This window comes from Mucilaginibacter sp. P2_A4 (assembly GCF_056405015.1).
In genome coordinates this window covers 1-17,899 of the sequence record NZ_JBFUCX010000016.1, presented here as the reverse complement: position 1 = coordinate 17,899, position 17,899 = coordinate 1, and the positions used below count along the sequence as shown (strand labels likewise).

At 41.0% G+C, this 17,899-nt stretch carries 18 protein-coding genes; 10 read left to right on the top strand and 8 right to left on the bottom strand.

What is annotated here, in order from left to right:
• Positions 1-4: 4 nt before the first annotated feature.
• From AC1DYB_RS24365 to thrA, 4 genes are all read right to left on the bottom strand, one after another.
• Positions 5-361: a hypothetical protein gene (locus tag AC1DYB_RS24365; RefSeq protein ID WP_477438749.1), complete on the bottom strand. Its 357-nt coding sequence runs from the start codon at positions 359-361 to the stop codon at positions 5-7.
• A 145-nt stretch (positions 362-506) separates the two neighbouring features.
• A complete protein-coding gene (gene thrC / locus AC1DYB_RS24360; protein ID WP_477438747.1) occupies positions 507-1,817 on the bottom strand; it encodes a threonine synthase in 1,311 nt (436 codons plus the stop codon).
• A 298-nt stretch (positions 1,818-2,115) separates the two neighbouring features.
• The gene (locus AC1DYB_RS24355) at positions 2,116-3,108 is read right to left on the bottom strand and encodes a homoserine kinase (protein ID WP_477438745.1); all 993 of its coding nucleotides are present in this window, start codon (positions 3,106-3,108) and stop codon (positions 2,116-2,118) included.
• A gap of 95 nt (positions 3,109-3,203) precedes the next feature.
• Positions 3,204-5,654 (bottom strand): bifunctional aspartate kinase/homoserine dehydrogenase I, encoded by a 2,451-nt coding sequence (gene thrA, locus AC1DYB_RS24350; protein ID WP_477438743.1) that lies wholly within the window; start codon positions 5,652-5,654, stop codon positions 3,204-3,206.
• Between the two features lie 266 nt (positions 5,655-5,920).
• Here thrA and AC1DYB_RS24345 point away from each other — a divergent pair, with 266 nt between their 5' ends.
• Entirely contained in the window at positions 5,921-6,496 is a 576-nt protein-coding gene (locus tag AC1DYB_RS24345; RefSeq protein ID WP_477438741.1) for a hypothetical protein, read from the top strand.
• Positions 6,497-6,526: 30 nt separating this feature from the next.
• Complete coding sequence (gene rsgA / locus AC1DYB_RS24340; RefSeq protein WP_477438739.1) at positions 6,527-7,447, top strand: ribosome small subunit-dependent GTPase A; 921 nt, start codon at positions 6,527-6,529, stop codon at positions 7,445-7,447.
• A gap of 230 nt (positions 7,448-7,677) precedes the next feature.
• Here the strand turns inward: rsgA and AC1DYB_RS24335 are convergent, their stop codons facing one another.
• Complete coding sequence (locus AC1DYB_RS24335) at positions 7,678-8,364, bottom strand: hypothetical protein (RefSeq protein ID WP_477438737.1); 687 nt, start codon at positions 8,362-8,364, stop codon at positions 7,678-7,680.
• 319 nt (positions 8,365-8,683) lie between these two features.
• Between AC1DYB_RS24335 and AC1DYB_RS24330 the strand changes: the two genes are divergently transcribed.
• Together AC1DYB_RS24330 and AC1DYB_RS24325 are read left to right on the top strand one after the other, a co-directional pair.
• Positions 8,684-9,559: a Cif family virulence factor gene (locus tag AC1DYB_RS24330; RefSeq protein ID WP_477438735.1), complete on the top strand. Its 876-nt coding sequence runs from the start codon at positions 8,684-8,686 to the stop codon at positions 9,557-9,559.
• 181 nt (positions 9,560-9,740) lie between these two features.
• Positions 9,741-10,094 (top strand): SnoaL-like domain-containing protein, encoded by a 354-nt coding sequence (locus tag AC1DYB_RS24325; RefSeq protein ID WP_477438733.1) that lies wholly within the window; start codon positions 9,741-9,743, stop codon positions 10,092-10,094.
• Positions 10,095-10,172: 78 nt separating this feature from the next.
• On the opposite strand, the gene pyk is transcribed toward AC1DYB_RS24325, so the two are convergent.
• Both pyk and AC1DYB_RS24315 read right to left on the bottom strand, forming a co-directional pair.
• Positions 10,173-11,609, bottom strand: a complete 1,437-nt coding sequence (gene pyk / locus AC1DYB_RS24320; RefSeq protein WP_295711614.1) for a pyruvate kinase — start codon at positions 11,607-11,609, stop codon at positions 10,173-10,175.
• A gap of 67 nt (positions 11,610-11,676) precedes the next feature.
• Positions 11,677-12,102 (bottom strand): IPExxxVDY family protein, encoded by a 426-nt coding sequence (locus AC1DYB_RS24315; RefSeq protein ID WP_295711612.1) that lies wholly within the window; start codon positions 12,100-12,102, stop codon positions 11,677-11,679.
• A 148-nt stretch (positions 12,103-12,250) separates the two neighbouring features.
• Here AC1DYB_RS24315 and AC1DYB_RS24310 point away from each other — a divergent pair, with 148 nt between their 5' ends.
• From AC1DYB_RS24310 to rnc, 3 genes are read left to right on the top strand one after another with little or no spacing between them, the layout of a single operon-like run.
• Positions 12,251-12,487 (top strand): acyl carrier protein, encoded by a 237-nt coding sequence (locus AC1DYB_RS24310; RefSeq protein WP_031266521.1) that lies wholly within the window; start codon positions 12,251-12,253, stop codon positions 12,485-12,487.
• Positions 12,488-12,506: 19 nt separating this feature from the next.
• On the top strand, positions 12,507-13,760 hold the full coding sequence (gene fabF / locus AC1DYB_RS24305) for a beta-ketoacyl-ACP synthase II (RefSeq protein ID WP_295711611.1): 1,254 nt from the start codon (positions 12,507-12,509) through the stop codon (positions 13,758-13,760).
• A 10-nt stretch (positions 13,761-13,770) separates the two neighbouring features.
• Positions 13,771-14,496, top strand: a complete 726-nt coding sequence (gene rnc, locus AC1DYB_RS24300) for a ribonuclease III (protein ID WP_295711609.1) — start codon at positions 13,771-13,773, stop codon at positions 14,494-14,496.
• Positions 14,497-14,510: 14 nt separating this feature from the next.
• Here the strand turns inward: rnc and AC1DYB_RS24295 are convergent, their stop codons facing one another.
• Entirely contained in the window at positions 14,511-15,287 is a 777-nt protein-coding gene (locus tag AC1DYB_RS24295; RefSeq protein WP_295711607.1) for a hypothetical protein, read from the bottom strand.
• A gap of 216 nt (positions 15,288-15,503) precedes the next feature.
• On the opposite strand from AC1DYB_RS24295, the gene AC1DYB_RS24290 reads away from it, so the two are divergent.
• From AC1DYB_RS24290 to nadD, 3 genes are all read left to right on the top strand, one after another.
• Positions 15,504-16,379: a YicC/YloC family endoribonuclease gene (locus AC1DYB_RS24290; RefSeq protein ID WP_295711605.1), complete on the top strand. Its 876-nt coding sequence runs from the start codon at positions 15,504-15,506 to the stop codon at positions 16,377-16,379.
• A 99-nt stretch (positions 16,380-16,478) separates the two neighbouring features.
• The gene (gene gmk, locus AC1DYB_RS24285; RefSeq protein WP_477438730.1) at positions 16,479-17,066 is read left to right on the top strand and encodes a guanylate kinase; all 588 of its coding nucleotides are present in this window, start codon (positions 16,479-16,481) and stop codon (positions 17,064-17,066) included.
• Positions 17,067-17,159: 93 nt separating this feature from the next.
• A complete protein-coding gene (gene nadD, locus AC1DYB_RS24280; protein WP_295711600.1) occupies positions 17,160-17,732 on the top strand; it encodes a nicotinate (nicotinamide) nucleotide adenylyltransferase in 573 nt (190 codons plus the stop codon).
• The last annotated feature ends 167 nt before the right edge of the window (positions 17,733-17,899 follow it).

Here is a 17,899-nt window from a genome sequence, read left to right as displayed (position 1 = left end):
GGTATTACTTTTTATCAGTATGCTCGTATATTTTAACGTCAGTTACCACAGAATCTTTCATAGACAGGATAAGTTGCTTAACATACCGTGGTTTGCCGGGTTTGTATATCTCCGTTATTTCATAGGTCATTTGGGCCGTGTCGCTTTGTTGCGGGCGGTGCAGTAAATGAACTACCTCCTGGTACTTTAAACCTTTAAGTTTGTAATTTTTTAGTAAATCATCCACCATTAACTCCCGATAGCTAAATGTTAATCCATCCCCCTCGTTCCAGTTATCCCGATCAAATTTCCGGTTCCGTTTACAAGCAGTAACTGCCAGGATTATTAAGCAAAGCAGAGCGATGATATTTTTGTTGAGCATTGATATAGGTTTTACAGATCAAATATAACCATGAATAATAAAACTTACGAAGTTTAATTGGGGGATACTTGTTTTTCAATAGCCCCATTGAAAACTACCCCACCCAAAAACTTCGTAAGTCGATAAAGGTTATAAAAAAAACGGCTTATTTCGCGTTCAGCAAATACCCTTTAAAATCTTCAAAATCCTTACTTAGGGCTATTGCCAGTTTGGTTTTTGATTCCAGTTCTTTTACCTGCTCCGGCACATCTATTTTAGCCGCTATCTCCTCGCTAAAAACATCAGGAAACTTGCACGGATGCGCGGTTGCTAAAAATACACCTGCAGTATCGGCACTGCTATGATCGTGCTGATAATCGGTTAAGGCCTGCCAGGCTATAGCAGTATGCGGACATACCACATAATCATAAGTATCAAATACCCAGTTAATGGCTTTTATTGTTTCATCATCGTTATAGGTAAAGCCAACCACTAATTTATTCAGCTCGTCCATATCAGCCTTAAACAGATCGGCAATACGCACCCAGTTACTTGGGTTGCCAACGTCCATGGCGTTTGACAAGGTTGCTACTGATGGCTTTGGCTGATAAACACCCGTTTTTAAAAACTCGGGCACAGTATCATTGGCATTAGTAGCAGCTATAAATTTTTCAACAGGCAGGCCCATCTTCCAGGCCAGTAAACCCGCGCCAATATTGCCAAAATTGCCACTTGGTACAGAAAATATTACTTTTTTAACACCCTGCCTTAACAGTTGCGCATAAGCGTTAAAATAATAAAAAGTTTGCGGCACTAACCGGGCTATATTGATAGAGTTTGCTGATGTTAAGCGGAACTCCTCATTCAATTCGGCATCGGTGAAGGCTTGTTTAACCAGGGCCTGGCAATCATCAAAAGTACCGTCAATCTCCAATGCACGGATGTTTTGGCCGTTGGTTGTAAGCTGTTGTTCCTGCACGCCACTTACCTTGCCCTTAGGATACAAGATAGTAACCCTTGTGTTGGGTACCCCTAAAAAGCCCAATGCAACCGCACCACCTGTATCGCCGCTTGTGGCTACCAATACATCCAGTTGCTTTTCGCCGTCCTCTAAAAAATAGCTCATTACGCGGCTCATGAAACGGGCGCCAAAATCCTTAAAAGCCAATGATGGTCCGTGAAAAAGTTCCAGTACGTGTACGTTGTCATCCAGCTTTACAACCGGTGCATCAAAGTTGATAGCATCATCTATTAAGGCTTTCAGATCGTCGGCAGGCATGGCATCGCCCAAAAGGTTTTTAGCTACGCGGTAAGCAATTTCCGGTAAGGAATATTTATCCAGGTTATTGATAAAATCATCATCTAAACGCGGGATGCTGATAGGCATATATAAACCTTTATCCTGCGGCATGCTGTTAAAAACCGCGTCTTTAAAAGATACTTCTGATTGGATGTTGTTGGTACTGTAGAGTTTCATTTTTTTGATTTCGGATTTCGGAATTTCGATTTCGGATTTATAATTTTTTTATTTTTTCCCCCGTCATTGCGAGGGACCTCGCAATGACGGGGGAAACGACCTTTTTTTGTCATCCTGAACGGAGTGAAGGATCTACTCTCCACTATGCTTCTTCGCCCTGTACAGTTTGCGAATAGATCCTTCGTTCCTCAGGATGACAACCTTTTAAAATGTCATTTCTCCTTAAGAGGCCCTGTATTTTATACCTCGCAATGATGGTAGTTTTAGATTAGTTGTTTTGACTTTTTAATTTTCACTTTTACCCAAGCACCCTCGGCCCTGCATCATTTATCGTTGATACATAACCATTTGAACCAATTTTAAGCGCTGTTAAATGCTTTTGCAATTTTTGGGTAATCCGCTTAGCTGTGTCTTCATCTTTAGTAAAAGCGAAAACAGAGGGGCCCGATCCGGAGATACCGAAGCTTACTGCGCCAAGCTCCATGGCCATTTCGCGCATTTTGTAAAAATCGGGTATCAACATGGAGCGTACGGGTTCAACCAAAACGTCTTTCATGCTACGGCCTATCAGGTCAATGTCGTTCATGAATAAACCGCTTACCAATCCGGCAATGTTACCCCACTGGGTTACAGCATCCTTCATCTGGATGTTTTTACGGATAATCTGGCGGGCTTCCCTCGTAGGTACATCTACATCGGGAAATACAATGGCGCAATACAAACCGGCGGGGTGAGGCAGGCGAACTACATCAAGGGGTTCATAACTACGGATCAATACAAAGCCGCCCAAGAGAGCAGGCGCAACATTATCAGCATGACCATGACCGCAAGCCATTTCTTCGCCCTTCATGGCGAAGGGTAACAGTTTAGCCGGATCGCTATCATCGCCCAATAAGGTTTTGATAGCGAACAAGCCCGCAACCGTACTTGCGGAGCTTGAACCAAGTCCGCTGCCTATCGGCATTTTTTTGTGCAGTTCAATATCCAGCCCAATATCGGTACGGCCAACGCTTTGCAAATAATGCTGCACGCTCACACTCACCGTATTTTTAGCCGGATCCATTGGTAAACGCCCGTCATCACCGGTAATTTTACTGATGGTGATGCCGGGTTTATTGGTCATCCGCATAATCACTTCGTCGCCCGGCTCATTTACCGCGAAGCCAAGCACGTCAAAACCACATACCACATTAGCAACAGTGGCCGGGGCAAAAACGTGAATGCCCCCCCCGCCCCCTGAAGGGGGTGCCAAAGATGGGGCTGTTGTTAAATCTTCTATCTTATTTTCCATTTCTATCAAACTTTTATTCCCCCTTCAGGGAGTTAGGGGGCTATGCCCATTTTTTTATCAAACTATTCCTCCCCCTTCAGGGGAGCGGGGGGCTCTTAATTTGCGCCCAAATTTATCAGATCAGCAAATACACCGGCAGCGGTAACTTCGGCACCTGCGCCGGGGCCTTTTACTACCAGCGGGCGCTCCTTGTACCTATCGGTTGTGAACGATATAATGTTATCACTGCCCGATAGCATGTAGAATGGATGGTTCTCATCAACCATTTGCAGGGTAATAGTTACTTTGCCATCTTCCAGCTTGCCTATATAACGCAATACCTTACCATCTTTTTCGGCCTGTTCTTTAAGCCTGGTAAAGTGGGCGTCTTCGGTTTTAAGGGTTGCGTAAAAATCGTCAACCGATTTGGCTTCAAGACTGGCTTTTGGCAATACGCTTTCAATCTCCACGTCTGCTTCTTCCATAGCGTAACCGGCATCACGGGCAAGAATGAGCATTTTGCGCATAAAATCTTTCCCGCTCAGGTCGTCACGAGGATCTGGTTCTGTATAGCCCTTTTCCTGCGCTTCTTTTACCACATCGTGAAAATTGGCATCCCCTTTAAAGTTATTAAAGATGAACGATATGGTTCCCGATAGGATAGCCTCGATGCGTTGCACCCTATCGCCACTGTTCATCAGGTTTTTTAGGGTGTTAATGATTGGTAAGCCTGCGCCAACGTTAGTTTCATAAAAGAAATCAACTCCATGGCTGCGGGCGGTATCTTTAAACGTGCGGTATTGTTTGTAGCTGGCCGAGTTACCTATTTTATTGCAGGTAATAACCGAGATATTTGCCTTAAAAACTTCTTCGTAAAAACCTACCGGTACCGGGCTGGCAGTGTTATCAATAAATACACAGTTAGGCAGGTTCATTTCTTTCATCCTGTTGATGAACTCCTGCAGATCGGCCTGGTATGGCGAAGATTCCAGATCATTTTGCCAGGTATCCAACGAAACACCATCGCTGTTAAAGGTCATTTTGCGGGTATTGCTGATACCTGCAATTTTCACCTGGATGCCGTTATTATCTTTTAAATATTCGGTATGCGCTTTCAGTTGGTTAAACAGGGTTTTACCAATGTTACCGGTACCTAAACAAAAAGCATGCAGTGTTTTGGTTAACTGTACAAAAAATGCATCGTGTACCGCATTTAATGCTTTTGAAAGGTCTTGTGCCGAAATGATCACCGAGATATTATACTCCGATGATCCCTGGGCGATAGCTCTTACGTTAACGCCATTACGGCCTAATGAGTGAAACAACTTGCCCGACATTCCAGGAGTTTGTTTCATATTTTCGCCTACTACAGCTAATATGGCCAGATTTTTTTCGATAACCAGGTGCTCCAGTTTTTTGGCTAAAAGCTCCAGTTCAAATTCCTGTTCTATCACCAGTTTGGCACGCTCGGTATCCTGCGGCTGTACCGCGAAGGTGATGCTATGCTCTGATGATGATTGGGTGATAAGGATGATATTGATCTGCTCCCTTGCCAATAGCGAGAATAAACGACCGCTAAAACCCGATTTACCAACCATGCCGCTGCCTTCTAAATTAAGGATGCTGATATTGTTAATAGAGGAGATTCCTTTGATTGGTAACGTAGACGCCTTGCAGTTATGACGGATCACGGTGCCTTCAAACTCCGGCTCAAAAGTATTTTTTATAACGATAGGGATCTTCTTTAAAAATGCCGGGATCATGGTTGGCGGATAGATCACCTTGGCGCCGAAGTACGAAAGCTCCATCGCTTCGGTATAAGTAAGCTCGGTTAAAGAGAAGGCTTTTTTAACCATCCGCGGATCGGCGGTCATCATTCCGTTAACATCTGTCCATATCTGGATCTCTTTAGCATTTAGCGCCGCACCAAATATTGCCGCGGTATAATCTGAGCCTCCACGACCTAAGGTTGTGGTTTGCCCGGCATCGTTACCCGCAATAAAGCCGGTTACGAAAAGTATTTTATCTTTATTTTCTTGCTGCAGGTTACGGATCAGCATTTCGGTAAGGTCGGTGTTCACCTTAGCGTTACCAAAAGCGCTGTCGGTTTTAATTACATCGGCGGCATCAACATACAATACCTCTTTAAAATGCTGGGCGGCAATTTTGCTCACCATAATGGTTGAGCAGCGTTCGCCATAACTTAACACCTGGTCGCGGGTTTTGGGGGTAAGCTCCCTTAGTGTTAATATGCCTTGCAGCAATTCCTCTAACTGGTTAAAATGTATTTTTAAACGTGTAAAGGCAGGGTTTTGATTTTGTACATCAAGCAGGGTTTTCACCACTTCAAAGTGGCGTCTTTCCAGCTCGGCAAGCGGCGCGGTAAATTCTTTACCATTGGCGGCATCTTCGGCCATTGAAGCCAGCAGGTTGGTTACCCCGCCCATAGCCGATAATACAACTACCGGTTTGTCTTCATTTTTAACTTCATCCTTTAATATGTTTAAAAGGGTTTGGATGCTTGCCGCTGATCCTACAGATGTGCCACCGAATTTTAAAACTTTCATTGTTGGGTTTAGTAATCAATATTTAATAAAAAAGCCTTCCTCTTTGCGGAGGAAGGCTTTCATTTGGTTTCTTTTATGTTTTACACCATACGATTATCTTCCCCCGGTAATTTTGCCGATGGTAATAATAGATGTAATAATGGTGTTGTTAATTGTCATATTTAATGTCGACAAAGTTAATAGATGTTTTCTAATTAGCAAGGATTATTTTGCTTTTTCTAAAAAACAAGTACTGATCTATATGATTTTAACTATAATTACCCAAAATGATGAATAAGCTTTTACTGGTTATATTGTTACTGCTGATGGCTGTGCCGGGCTTTGCTCAACAGGGAAATGACAGCCTGATCTATAATCTGCCCACAATTAATAATAAGCTGGTTTATACTGACAGTATTATTGTACAGGGCCGCGATAGTATCATGTTAGATAGTACGGCCAAAAAATGGTTCAACAGTTATTATGCAGATCATCAGCCCGATACCATACAGGGCAAAAATATTAAAGGCAGTATTGTTGGCCAGGGCATTTTATTGTACAATGTTACGCCGGGATTAATAAGCATTCCGTTTTACGCGGTTGTTTCTGTGCAAATAAATTGCAGAAATAATGGCTACACATACAAAATGTTCAATATTCATTTCAGGCCCAAAAATGGTGTTGTTAATGCTATAGGTTACCAAAATGATCCGGATTACCTGATCAAACTGTATAAGCAAAAGCATATTGGTTTAATTACTTCTATGAATATCAATCGCGGTATGATCAGGAAATATCTTGCAGCGATGAATAGTGCAGTACAGGCAAGCATTGCTGCGCTAAATAAAGCAATGACAAATTAAAGCGATGTATTTGTTACTTTTGAGGCTGATATGCAGGGATTACTTATAAAATCGACCGGAAGCTGGTACCAGGTGCAAACACCCGACGGGGAAAGGATTGATTGCCGGATAAAAGGAAAGTTTAGGATGCACGGCATCACCACCACCAACCCAGTAGCTGTAGGCGATGTAGTGGAATTTGAAATGGAGCCCGAGCAGCAAAGCGGCGTGATCACCAAACTGCATCAGCGTAAAAATTACATTATCCGCAAGGCCATTAACCTGAGCAAGCAGGCGCAGATCATTGCTGCCAATCTTGACCAGGCTTTGCTGGTAGTAACCCTGGCCTCGCCACGTACTTCATTGGGGTTTATTGATCGCTTTTTGGTAACAGCCGAAGCCTATGACATTCCTGCAAGGTTGATCTTCAATAAACTCGACCTGTTTAGTGATGAAGGACTGGAAATACTGGCCGACTATAAAGCTGTATATGAAAAAATTGGTTATCCATGCTTTGAGGTATCGGCCATAGAAGGCACCAATATTAGTCAGGTACAGGAGTTGTTAAAGGATAAAGTGACCTTGTTCTCCGGTCATTCGGGTGTAGGGAAATCCAGCCTGATCAATGCCCTGTTGCCCAATCTTGATCTGCGTACTAATATGGTATCTGAGTGGAGCGATAAGGGAATGCATACCACTACCTTTGCCGAAATGTTTGAACTGCCACAAGGCGGATTCATTATAGATACTCCCGGCATTCGCGAACTGGGCGTTATCGACATAGAAAAACAGGAACTAAGCCACTTTTTCCCTGAGATGCGCTCCCGCATGAATCAATGCCGCTTTAATAACTGCCGCCATATTAACGAGCCCGGCTGCGCTGTGCTGGAGGCGTTGGAAGAAGGTGAGATTGAACTATCGCGCTATGAAAGTTATCTGAGCATCTATAACGGGAATGATACCAGGGCGTAGAATTGGGTTAAGATTTAGCATTAAAGGATAAAATACTTTTTCCTCGTGTTTCTTAGGGGCTGTCTAAATTTAATTCATTAACACATATTTGTGCGTCATTGCGAGGTACGAAGCAATCTCTAAATAGGCAGATCGACTTTGTAGAGCCCCTCTGTATAGCTTGGAGATTGCTTCGTACCTCGCAATGACGATCTATTTATTTATTTGTTTATTTTTAGGCAGCCCCTACCTTACAGCGAGTTATAATAATTAAACAGCTTAGCCAGGTCGGTATCGCTTTTGTAATCAACCTTGGCACTTTTAATATAGGTTTGCATCTTCTCCGCTTTATCATTTAATGCAGTAAGGATCGCTTTTGAGCCGGGTTTTATCCTGGTAATCTTATCATTCATCAACAAGTAATAAACGGCATCCTTTAACGCGAAAGTTTTTGTTACGGTTGCTGAGTTAAAAACCTGATCTGAGTGAATTATCTTTTTATAGCGCTTTAAAACTTTGACTTTGCCATCGGCAATTACCTGGTAAAACGACGAAGCTGTTTGTTCATCAACAGCCGGGTAGCCACTGCTGAACACCAGGGGTAAAAGATTGCTCTCTGGTATTCCAAATGTATCAAAGCTAAAGCTTCTTACAGGTTCAACAAAAGCCAGGGCCAATGAATCCCGCGGGCTTTGAAATAAAAGTTCATCTTTTATCAAATCATATTTAAGTTTTGCCAGCATCGTTTTACCGCTAACCAGGCTAACTTTACCCGGAAACCAGTTTGGCACAAGGTATGGGCTACCTTCAACATCAATATAATTTTGCTCCATAACAGGCTTGCCCTGGTTATCATTTAGCATTTGCGTTTGCCCTTTTGCACCAAAAGAATTTACCAGCAAGCCAGCTATACAAAAACCTAAAAAAGATATTTTCATAATAACGTAATTTTATACACTAAAAGCATAATGAAGTTTTTAAACAAAACATTATGCATATTATTGGGTTAAATATTCGTAGTTAGTAACAAAAAGGCTTTTTTAAATAACAAAGCTGTTATGAAACCATACAACAAATGAACACATTGAGCAGCAATTTTTATATGTTAAACATAGCCCCTCCACAATTTAATATAATGGATTCCGTTTACAGGTTACATGCAATTGCATAAAACTATCCATATTTAGCGCGATTTGCAATTGCCTAATCAACTTAAAATTTATCATTAAATTGCTCCTCCCAATATCTTATTAAAATATGAAGAAAATATTATTAGCCGCCACATTTATGAGCTATAGCATTTTAGCCTTAGCGCAAACAGCACCGGTTAAAGTAAGTAAAGTTGTTTCAGCCGAAGAGGCTTTCAATAAATTAGTTGAACGTAAAGGTATAAAAGATGGCTTTTTAGCCGTTGCAGCTCCAGATGGTATTGTATTTAAACCCGATGCCGTAAAAATAACCGATTTTTATAATAAAATTGATAAGCAAGCCGGCAAGTTAAGCTGGCAGCCAAAATTTGCCCGCATATCTGCCAATGGCGATCTTGCCTTTACTGCCGGTCCCTATGTTTACCAAAATGGCAAAACGGAGGATGACAAAGTTTACGGCGATTATGTTTCTATCTGGCGGATCGATGCTGACGACAATAATAAATTAAAGCTGCTGATTGATCTGGGCATACAACACCCCGAACCGGAAGAACAAGCGGTAACTGATTTTAAAGAACCCGATGCTACCATAAAATCTGCACCGAGCAAGGATCCCTTTACAGCTAAAAGTGTTATTGTAAACACCGATAAAATATTCAACCACTCGTTAACCATATCTGCATTGGCCAGCTATAAAGAGTTTTTAAGTCCGGAGGGCCGTTACTACTTCCCTGGGTTTGAACCGATGACCGGGCCCGATGTGATCATGAAATTTATCAATAACCAGGCCATCACCATATCTGCCGAAACCACTGATGCAGGTCGTTCTGTGAGTAATGACCTGGCTTACAGCTACGGTCATGCACGTATTACCAAAGGCAATGTAGTGGGTAACTACAACTATGTACGCATCTGGGAAATTGATGCGCAGTCAAAAAAGTGGAATATTCTGCTGGAAGTATTTTCGGCTATTGAAAACGAATAAGAAATAGATATTAACTATATCAAAAACAGCGATGGGGATTACTCATCGCTGTTTTTTTGTTTTAGCCCCCGTTACGTGTTATATCATTTCTATATCATTCTTTCCCTTTACGTATTGCAGGTTGTAAACATTCATATAGTATTACCGTTGATTAGTATTATAACACAAACTTTCAAAAAAAATGAACACGATACCAGAAATTGCCAATCGCTTAGCTTCATTATGTAACGAGCTTAAATTTGTTGAAGCGTATACCGAATTATTTGCTGACAATGCAGTAAGCATTGATCCGAATAATAAAAACGAGCCAATAGTTGGTCTTCATAAGCTGATTGAATATGAAAATCAATTTCTTGCAAAAGTAGAAATCCATGATATCAAAGTATCCGAAGCGATTTTTGCAGGAAGCTACTTCAGTTTAATTTTTTCTATGAGTTTCACGGTGAAGGGGCAGGGAAATAAATTAGTTGAAGAGGTTTGTGTTTATAAAGTTGAAAACGGAAAAATTGTTAGCCAGCAGTTTTTTATAGGTTAATTAGCTGGCTGCCATCAAAATAAAAAGCGGGTTATGCATTTGCACAACCCGCTTTTACATTAAGTTAAAATTTTATAATTATTCAATAACGCTTACTTTAAGCATATTGGTTTTACCTTGTTTAATAATTGGCGTTGCAGCTGTATTTATCACTACATCACCTGATTTAATTAAGTCTGCAGCTTTCAGTATGTTATTTACATCGCTGATTGTTTCGTCGGTACTATTCAATCTATCGTAGTAAAAAGAACGTACTCCCCAAACAAGGCTAAGCGCGTTTAATAACTGCTTGTTAGCTGTAAATATGTAAGTACTTGCTTTAGGCCTGTGGCTCGAGATCTGGAACGCGGTGTAACCAGAAGTTGTCATAGATACAATACCTACCGCATTGCTGTTTTGTGCAAGGTGAACTGCCGACTCACAAACTGTATTGCTCAGGTAATCTGGCGATGCAGGATCAGAGTTTACTTCTTTAGATGAATTAAAGTTATAACCTAACTCTTCAACGTTGCGTACAATTTTGGCCATAGTTTCAATAACTATCACCGGGAACTCACCAACAGATGTTTCACCGCTTAGCATCACTGCATCGGCGCCATCCAATACAGAGTTGGCAACGTCATTAACCTCGGCACGGGTTGGGCGCGGGGTAGTGATCATTGACTCCAGCATCTGGGTTGCAACAATTACCGGTTTTGATGCCGCGCGGCATTTGCGGGCTATCATCTTTTGCAGCAATGGCACTTCTTCCAAAGGCATTTCAACTCCAAGATCGCCACGGGCTACCATTACGCCATCTGTAGCGGCAATAATTTCATCAATGTTATCAATAGCTTCCGGTTTTTCAACTTTAGCTATTACCCTTGCGGCTTTACCGCTTTTAGCAATAATTTCTTTTAATTCAATAATATCCTGGCCGGTACGTACAAATGATAAACCAATCCATTCCACATCATATTTTAATGCAAACTGCAGGTTAATCAAATCCTCTTCTGTTAAGCTTGGGATAGATACCTTAGTATTTGGCAGGTTAACGCCTTTACGTGATGTTAAAATACCACCATGCACAACTTCGCATATAACAGTATCTAACCTGTTGGTTTCAATTACCCTTAACTGCAGCTTACCGTCATCAAGCAAAATAATTTCGTCTGCCTGTACATCCTGCGGGAAAGTATCATAAGTAATGTAGATCTGCTCATCATTACCAATACATTCCTGGGTAGTAATTTTAATCTGCGTACCGTTAACTAAATGAATACCGCCATCTTTTACTAAACCAATACGGATTTTGGGGCCCTGTAAATCAGCTAATATTCCAACATTGGTTTTATATTCCTCGTTGATTTCTCTGATGGTATCAATAACAGCTTTGTGGTCTTCGGGGCGTCCGTGCGAAAAATTAAGGCGACAAACGTTTACGCCGGCTTTTATCATTGCTAATAAAACTTCTTTTTTAGCTGATGCCGGGCCCATCGTGGCAACAATCTTAGTACGATTATAATATAATTTCATATTGTTCTGGTTAATCTGGCTACGTATTCACATTTAGGTGTAATACCAACACTTTTAAAATTTTGCGCTAAAATAACAGATTTTCCCGTGATTTTATTTTTTTCGGATCAATCTTTACTGCAGCAACAATTTCGGGTATCTTATTTAGGGTTGATATCAGGTTGTCAAGGTCATTATCATCAATATAATTCCTGATCATTAAAAAATAATCAGCACGCTTAATTTCGGGCACTAAATAGCCCTCAGAGCCTTTATTGGCAATAAAATAAAAATCTGTCTCGGTAGTTTCCCAGCTATAATGGTACTTTGAGAACAAAACAGGTTCACTCCCCTGCTGAATATCAACAGACAGATCCTCCGTTTTCACAAAATTAAAATTTAAAAACTTATTGATAAGATAACATACGCGGTAATCTTTTAATGAAGTTGTTACCGCAATTAGCACAAAATCAAAATCGATCTCAAACTTTAAAAATTTCCTGTTCAAAATCATTACTTTTACACCGTCAAAAATACAAATCGAAACCGTTCGAATAAAATTTTGTTATCGAATTATATTGTAAAAGTTTTTAGATTTGATTATTGACAGAATTTATTTTTCTTTGCACTGAATTTTTATTAATCATTAAACTATAAAGACTATGTCTGATATCGCTTCAAGAGTAAAAGCTATTATCGTAGAAAAACTGGGTGTTGACGAAAGTGAAGTAACACCAGAAGCGAGTTTCACCAATGACCTTGGTGCCGACTCGTTAGACACCGTGGAATTAATCATGGAGTTTGAAAAAGAATTTAACGTGGCTATTCCTGACGATCAGGCTGAAACTATCGGTACTGTAGGTCAGGCTGTTGCTTACCTTGAAAAAAACGTTAAATAAGACTCCCTAACTGGATTAAATGGAGTTCAAAAGAGTTGTAGTAACCGGGCTTGGAGCACTTACTCCAATTGGTAATACCGTTTCAGAATATTGGAACGGTTTGATCAATGGGGTAAGTGGCGCTGCCTTTATCAAAAGTTTTGATACCACACATTTCAAAACTAAGTTCGCATGTGAAGTGAAGGGCTTCGATGCGGATGGTTTTTTGGGTCGTAAAGATGCCCGTAAATTAGATCCGTTTGTACAATACGCACTTTTCGCAACAGAAGAGGCCGTAAAAGACGCAGGATTGGATTTTAGCAAATTAGATACCAGCCGTATAGGCGTTATCTGGGGATCGGGGATCGGTGGTTTAAAAACGTTTTTGGATGAAGTTGTAAACTTTGCCAAAGGCGACGGAACACCACGTTTTAACCCGTTCTTTATCCCTAAAATGATTGCAGATATTGCCCCAGGCCATATTTCAATCAAATACGGATTGCGCGGACCAAATTTTTCAACTGTTTCTGCATGTGCATCATCAAACAATTCGCTTATTGATTCTTTTAACTATATCCGTTTGGGTAAAGCTAATATGTTTATAAGCGGAGGTTCTGAAGCCATTATCAATGAAGCAGGTATCGGCGGTTTTAACGCTATGCATGCATTATCAACCCGTAATGATGACCCGTCAACGGCATCGCGTCCGTTTGATCTGGACAGGGATGGTTTTGTAGCTGGCGAAGGCGCAGGTACCATAATTTTAGAAGAACTGGAGCATGCAAAAGCCCGTGGCGCTAAAATTTATGCCGAAATGATGGGTGGCGGTATGAGTGCCGATGCTTATCATATGACAGCACCTCACCCGGATGGGCTTGGCGCGGCACTTGTTATGCGTGCAGCCCTGGAAGATGCTAACCTTACCCCTGCAGATATCGACTATGTGAATGTTCACGGAACATCAACACCAATAGGCGATCCGCAGGAAATTAAAGCTATACAGGATGTTTTTGGCGACGATATTTACCGTATAAATATCAGCTCTACCAAATCAATGACAGGCCATTTACTTGGTGCTGCCGGAGCGGTTGAAGCAATTGCCTCTATTTTGGCTTTAAAGAATGGTATAATACCCCCTACTATTAACCATTTTACCGATGATCCTTCTTTTGATCCTAAAATTAATTTCACCTTCAATAAAGCACAGCATAGGGATATTAATATAGTTCAAAGCAATGGTTTTGGTTTCGGCGGCCATAATGCTTCTGTGATATTTAAGAAATACGAAGATTAATTGTGGTTTAATGCCTATCAATCGGTTTTACAAGCTTTATATATCGCCCAATAGAAAATACGTTAAGGTTTTGAATAATTTGCTCGGTTTTGTGCCGGGCAATTTGTCATTATACCGTTTGGCATTCCGACACAAATCTGTTGCCCAAAACGTAAAAAAGGGCGTAAAAAACAGTAATGAACGCCTGGAGTTTTTGGGCGATGCAGTACTCGGCAGTGTTGTGGCCGAGGTACTTTTTAAACTCTACCCTTATGAAGACGAGGGCTTTTTAACGGAGTTACGCTCAAAAATTGTGAGCCGCAACAATCTGAACCAGCTTGGCCGCAAGCTGGGTTTTGATAAATTAATTGAGTATGATAACCGGATGCTGAATTCAAGCAGGCAGGGATCATTACTTGGCGATGCCTTTGAAGCTTTAATTGGTGCTGTTTATTTGGATAAGGGGTATGATTTTACCAAAAACTTCCTGATAAACCACATCATCAAATCGCACATTGATATTCACAAGCTGGAGCAAACCGAAACTAACTTTAAAAGTAAATTAATTGAATGGTGCCAGCGTCATGGCCGCGATATTACTTTTGAACTGGTAACCAACCAGGAGGGCGAAAACGCCAAACTTTTTACAGTACAAGCCCTTGTTGATGGTGATGTAATGGGATCTGGCAAGGAATTTAGTAAAAAGAATGCCGAAAAGCTTGCAGCCGAAAAAGCCTGCGAAGCTTTAAGTATCTAAATACAATTTACTTATTAGTGTTTCCCCGGCGAAGATAGCTTGGTTGAATCGGGCTTGATGAAAGTTGGTGAATTAAGCAATTCTAATTTATCTTTCTCACCGCTGTTATTATAGTACTCAAATGATTTTTGGGTATGTTGAATCAGGTCGTAATCATTCCAGCCCTTCAGGTCATCAAACGTTGGCGTATAATAATTCATGAACCGCTGTGCCAGCGTATCAGATTTTAATTTAGTTATTTGCCTTACAAAGGCTACGGTATATCGCCTGTTTATTTCAGCCTGCTCCAGTTCGCCTTTTGAAAACTGGGCAAAACGCCTTGCCCGGTTAGGAGTTTTACCAAATAGCTCATAAATACCCGTTATAGGGTTGGTTATAAATGAAGTTACCGGCGGCTTACCATTGTAAAATGTACCCTGTTTACGATAATCACCCATTATTTCATTCAGCTCCTGCCGTTTGGTTTGGCCGGTAATTTTAACCTCCTTTAGTACAACCTGGGGTTGCAGGTAAACAGGCATATCGCTATTATTAAGCACCTCTATTTTTTGAGGGGTGAAATTTTCCTTCGAAAAAAGCAGCGTATCACCAACAGATACTTTTATGGAGAACCATCCAAGATCGTCGCTGGTAATTAAAGTGTTAGTTTGTAAATCTTTGATCATTACCTGACCAACACGCTCGGGCGTGTTTTTTTTGGAGATAACCCCTTTAAGGGTAAATTCCTGTGCTGATGCATTTAAAACAAAGCAAAAGCAAACGAGTAACTGCAGGGTAAAACGAATGCGCATTAATACTTATAAGAACGTAAAGATAACCAGAGTATTTTAAACTAATTGTGAAAAAGTGTTAAAGTCGGAGGAGTCCGAAAGTCGGGACAGTCTGAAAGTCCGAAAGTAGCACCAAATGATAGTGGTATTTTTGCCCAAAATAAACAGACAAAAATCTTTCCGACTTTCGGACTTTCTGACTTTTCAGACTTTCCGACTAAAACCCTATCTTTGCGCATGATAAAATCCATGACAGGGTATGGAATTGCCAGTTTTGATTCGGGTAATACAAAATATACCGTTGAGATCAAATCCCTGAACAGCAAGTTTCTTGAACTTTCACTCCGTTTGCCCAAAATATTTTCTGAAAAAGAATTTCAGCTGCGTAACGATTGCAGTAAGCTGATAGAGCGCGGTAAAGTGAATCTATCCATTAATGTTGAGCAGGTAAATGCTTCTATTAAAGCCGCAGGTATTGATAAGGTTTTATTAAAACACTACTACCAACAACTTAAAGATGTAAGCCAGGAGCTTAACGAGCCAACATCAAACCTGTTACAACTTGCTTTAGGCTTGCCCGAAGTTGTTAAATATGACGATGAAACTGTATCTGAAGATGAATGGAAACAGGTAGAAAAAACATTTCAGCAGGCCCTGGCCTCTTTTCAGCAATTTAGGGCTGATGAAGGAAATGTACTGGAGAACGATGTAAAATACCGTATTAATATCATCCTCAAAAACCTGGAGTTGGTTGAGTTAGAAGATCCTAAACGTGTGCCACTCATCCGCGAAAGGCTGAACTCATTTTTGGCCGAAGCAACCAATCGCGAAGCAATTGACCAAAACCGTTTTGAGCAGGAGCTGATTTATTACATCGACAAGCTGGATATTACCGAAGAAAAAATAAGGCTAAAAACGCATTGCGAATATTTCATTGAAACACTTAAAAACGCCGATGCCAATGGCAAAAAGCTGGGTTTCATCTCACAGGAAATCGGTCGCGAAATAAATACCCTTGGCTCAAAAGCCAATGATGCCAACATCCAGAAATTGGTTGTAGGCATGAAAGAAGAACTAGAAAAAATTAAAGAACAACTATTAAACGTATTATAATTTATTAGTTCACTGGTTCATTAGTTCATTGGTAGCAAGCTGGTGACTATGCGCCATCAACGAACTAATGAACTAATGAGCTAATGAGCTAATAAACTAATGGACCAAGAAGGTAAACTCATCATATTTTCGGCCCCTTCCGGAGCAGGCAAAACTACTATTGTACATCATTTGTTGAGTATAATTCCTGAATTGGAATTTTCCATTTCGGCAACTACACGGCAGGCACGCGGCGATGAGGAAGATGGTAAAGATTACTATTTTATTAGTTTAGCTGAGTTTACACACCGGATTGCAAAAAAGCAATTTGTAGAATTTGAAGAAGTTTACACCGGTACATTTTATGGCACCCTGCGTACCGAAATTGAACGCATCTGGGCAAAAGGCAAAACCGTAATCTTTGATATCGACGTTGAAGGCGGACTTCACCTTAAACGTAAATACGACGGGCAGGCACTTGCAATATTTGTACAACCCCCATCATTGGAGGTTTTAATAGAGCGATTAACCGGCCGTGGCACTGATAGTGAAGAAAAACTGCGCGAACGCTTTGCAAAAGCCGAAAAAGAACTAAAATACGCCCCTCAATTTGATATTATCCTCAAAAATTACGATCTTGAAACGGCTTGTGCAGAAGCAAAGGAGCTGGTGAGTAGTTTTATTAGCCCCCCTACCCCCGTTAGCTAACGGGGGAGTGCTGAATACTATTTGGCAAGGGCTTACAAATTCATTAAAAACTTTTAATTCATTCCCCCTTTAGGGGGTTAGGGGGCGCCAACTATGAAGATAGGCTTACTGTTCGGTTCATTTAATCCCATACATATAGGGCATCTTATCATCGCCAATTACATGGCCAACCATACAACTTTAGATAAGGTTTGGCTGGTGGTATCGCCTCAAAATCCCCTCAAAAAGTATGGCGACCTGATAAACACTTATGACAGGTTGGAAATGGCCCGGTTGGCGACTGATAATGCTACCAATATAACTGTAAGCGATGTAGAATTGAGGTTACCACAGCCATCATACACCATTGATACTTTAACCCACCTTAAAGAAAAATACCCGGAGCACGAGTTTGCTCTTATTATGGGGTCTGACAACCTGGGCACCCTGCACAAGTGGAAAAATTATAAACTCATCCTGCGCGATTACCGCATATTTGTATACCCCCGCCCCGGCTACGAAAACGCCGAGCTGGCCAATCATCCATCTGTAACCATTACCATGACCCCACTCATGGAACTCTCCGCAACATTCATCCGCAAGTCCATCTCCGAAAAAAAGAATGTACAATATTTTGTACCCGATCCGGTTTTGAAGTTTATTGAGAGCAAGAGTTTGTATAAATAGGGAGGTTAAAAGCGAAAGGTTAAAGCTAAAAGGTATTTACTTAACATAATGTCCCTTTCACCTTTCACCTTTCACCTTTCACCTTTCACCTTTCACCTTTCACCTTTCACCTTTCACCTTTCACCTTTCACCTTTCACCTTTCACCTTTCACCTTTCACCTTTCACC

Excerpts from the sequence above, each read along its gene's own strand:
- AC1DYB_RS24330 (WP_477438735.1), top strand. The coding sequence starts at position 8,684 with ATGAAGAAAATATTATTAGCCGCCACATTTATGAGCTATAGCATTTTA.
- AC1DYB_RS24315 (WP_295711612.1), bottom strand. The coding sequence starts at position 12,102 with ATGATTTTGAACAGGAAATTTTTAAAGTTTGAGATCGATTTTGATTTT.
- AC1DYB_RS24355 (WP_477438745.1), bottom strand. The coding sequence starts at position 3,108 with ATGGAAAATAAGATAGAAGATTTAACAACAGCCCCATCTTTGGCACCC.
- AC1DYB_RS24310 (WP_031266521.1), top strand. The coding sequence starts at position 12,251 with ATGTCTGATATCGCTTCAAGAGTAAAAGCTATTATCGTAGAAAAACTG.
- pyk (WP_295711614.1), bottom strand. The coding sequence starts at position 11,609 with ATGAAATTATATTATAATCGTACTAAGATTGTTGCCACGATGGGCCCG.
- AC1DYB_RS24345 (WP_477438741.1), top strand. The coding sequence starts at position 5,921 with ATGATGAATAAGCTTTTACTGGTTATATTGTTACTGCTGATGGCTGTG.
- AC1DYB_RS24365 (WP_477438749.1), bottom strand. The coding sequence starts at position 361 with ATGCTCAACAAAAATATCATCGCTCTGCTTTGCTTAATAATCCTGGCA.
- rnc (WP_295711609.1), top strand. The coding sequence starts at position 13,771 with ATGCCTATCAATCGGTTTTACAAGCTTTATATATCGCCCAATAGAAAA.
- gmk (WP_477438730.1), top strand. The coding sequence starts at position 16,479 with ATGGACCAAGAAGGTAAACTCATCATATTTTCGGCCCCTTCCGGAGCA.
- thrC (WP_477438747.1), bottom strand. The coding sequence starts at position 1,817 with ATGAAACTCTACAGTACCAACAACATCCAATCAGAAGTATCTTTTAAA.
- nadD (WP_295711600.1), top strand. The coding sequence starts at position 17,160 with ATGAAGATAGGCTTACTGTTCGGTTCATTTAATCCCATACATATAGGG.
- rsgA (WP_477438739.1), top strand. The coding sequence starts at position 6,527 with ATGCAGGGATTACTTATAAAATCGACCGGAAGCTGGTACCAGGTGCAA.
- AC1DYB_RS24335 (WP_477438737.1), bottom strand. The coding sequence starts at position 8,364 with ATGAAAATATCTTTTTTAGGTTTTTGTATAGCTGGCTTGCTGGTAAAT.
- AC1DYB_RS24290 (WP_295711605.1), top strand. The coding sequence starts at position 15,504 with ATGATAAAATCCATGACAGGGTATGGAATTGCCAGTTTTGATTCGGGT.
- thrA (WP_477438743.1), bottom strand. The coding sequence starts at position 5,654 with ATGAAAGTTTTAAAATTCGGTGGCACATCTGTAGGATCAGCGGCAAGC.
- AC1DYB_RS24325 (WP_477438733.1), top strand. The coding sequence starts at position 9,741 with ATGAACACGATACCAGAAATTGCCAATCGCTTAGCTTCATTATGTAAC.
- fabF (WP_295711611.1), top strand. The coding sequence starts at position 12,507 with ATGGAGTTCAAAAGAGTTGTAGTAACCGGGCTTGGAGCACTTACTCCA.
- AC1DYB_RS24295 (WP_295711607.1), bottom strand. The coding sequence starts at position 15,287 with ATGCGCATTCGTTTTACCCTGCAGTTACTCGTTTGCTTTTGCTTTGTT.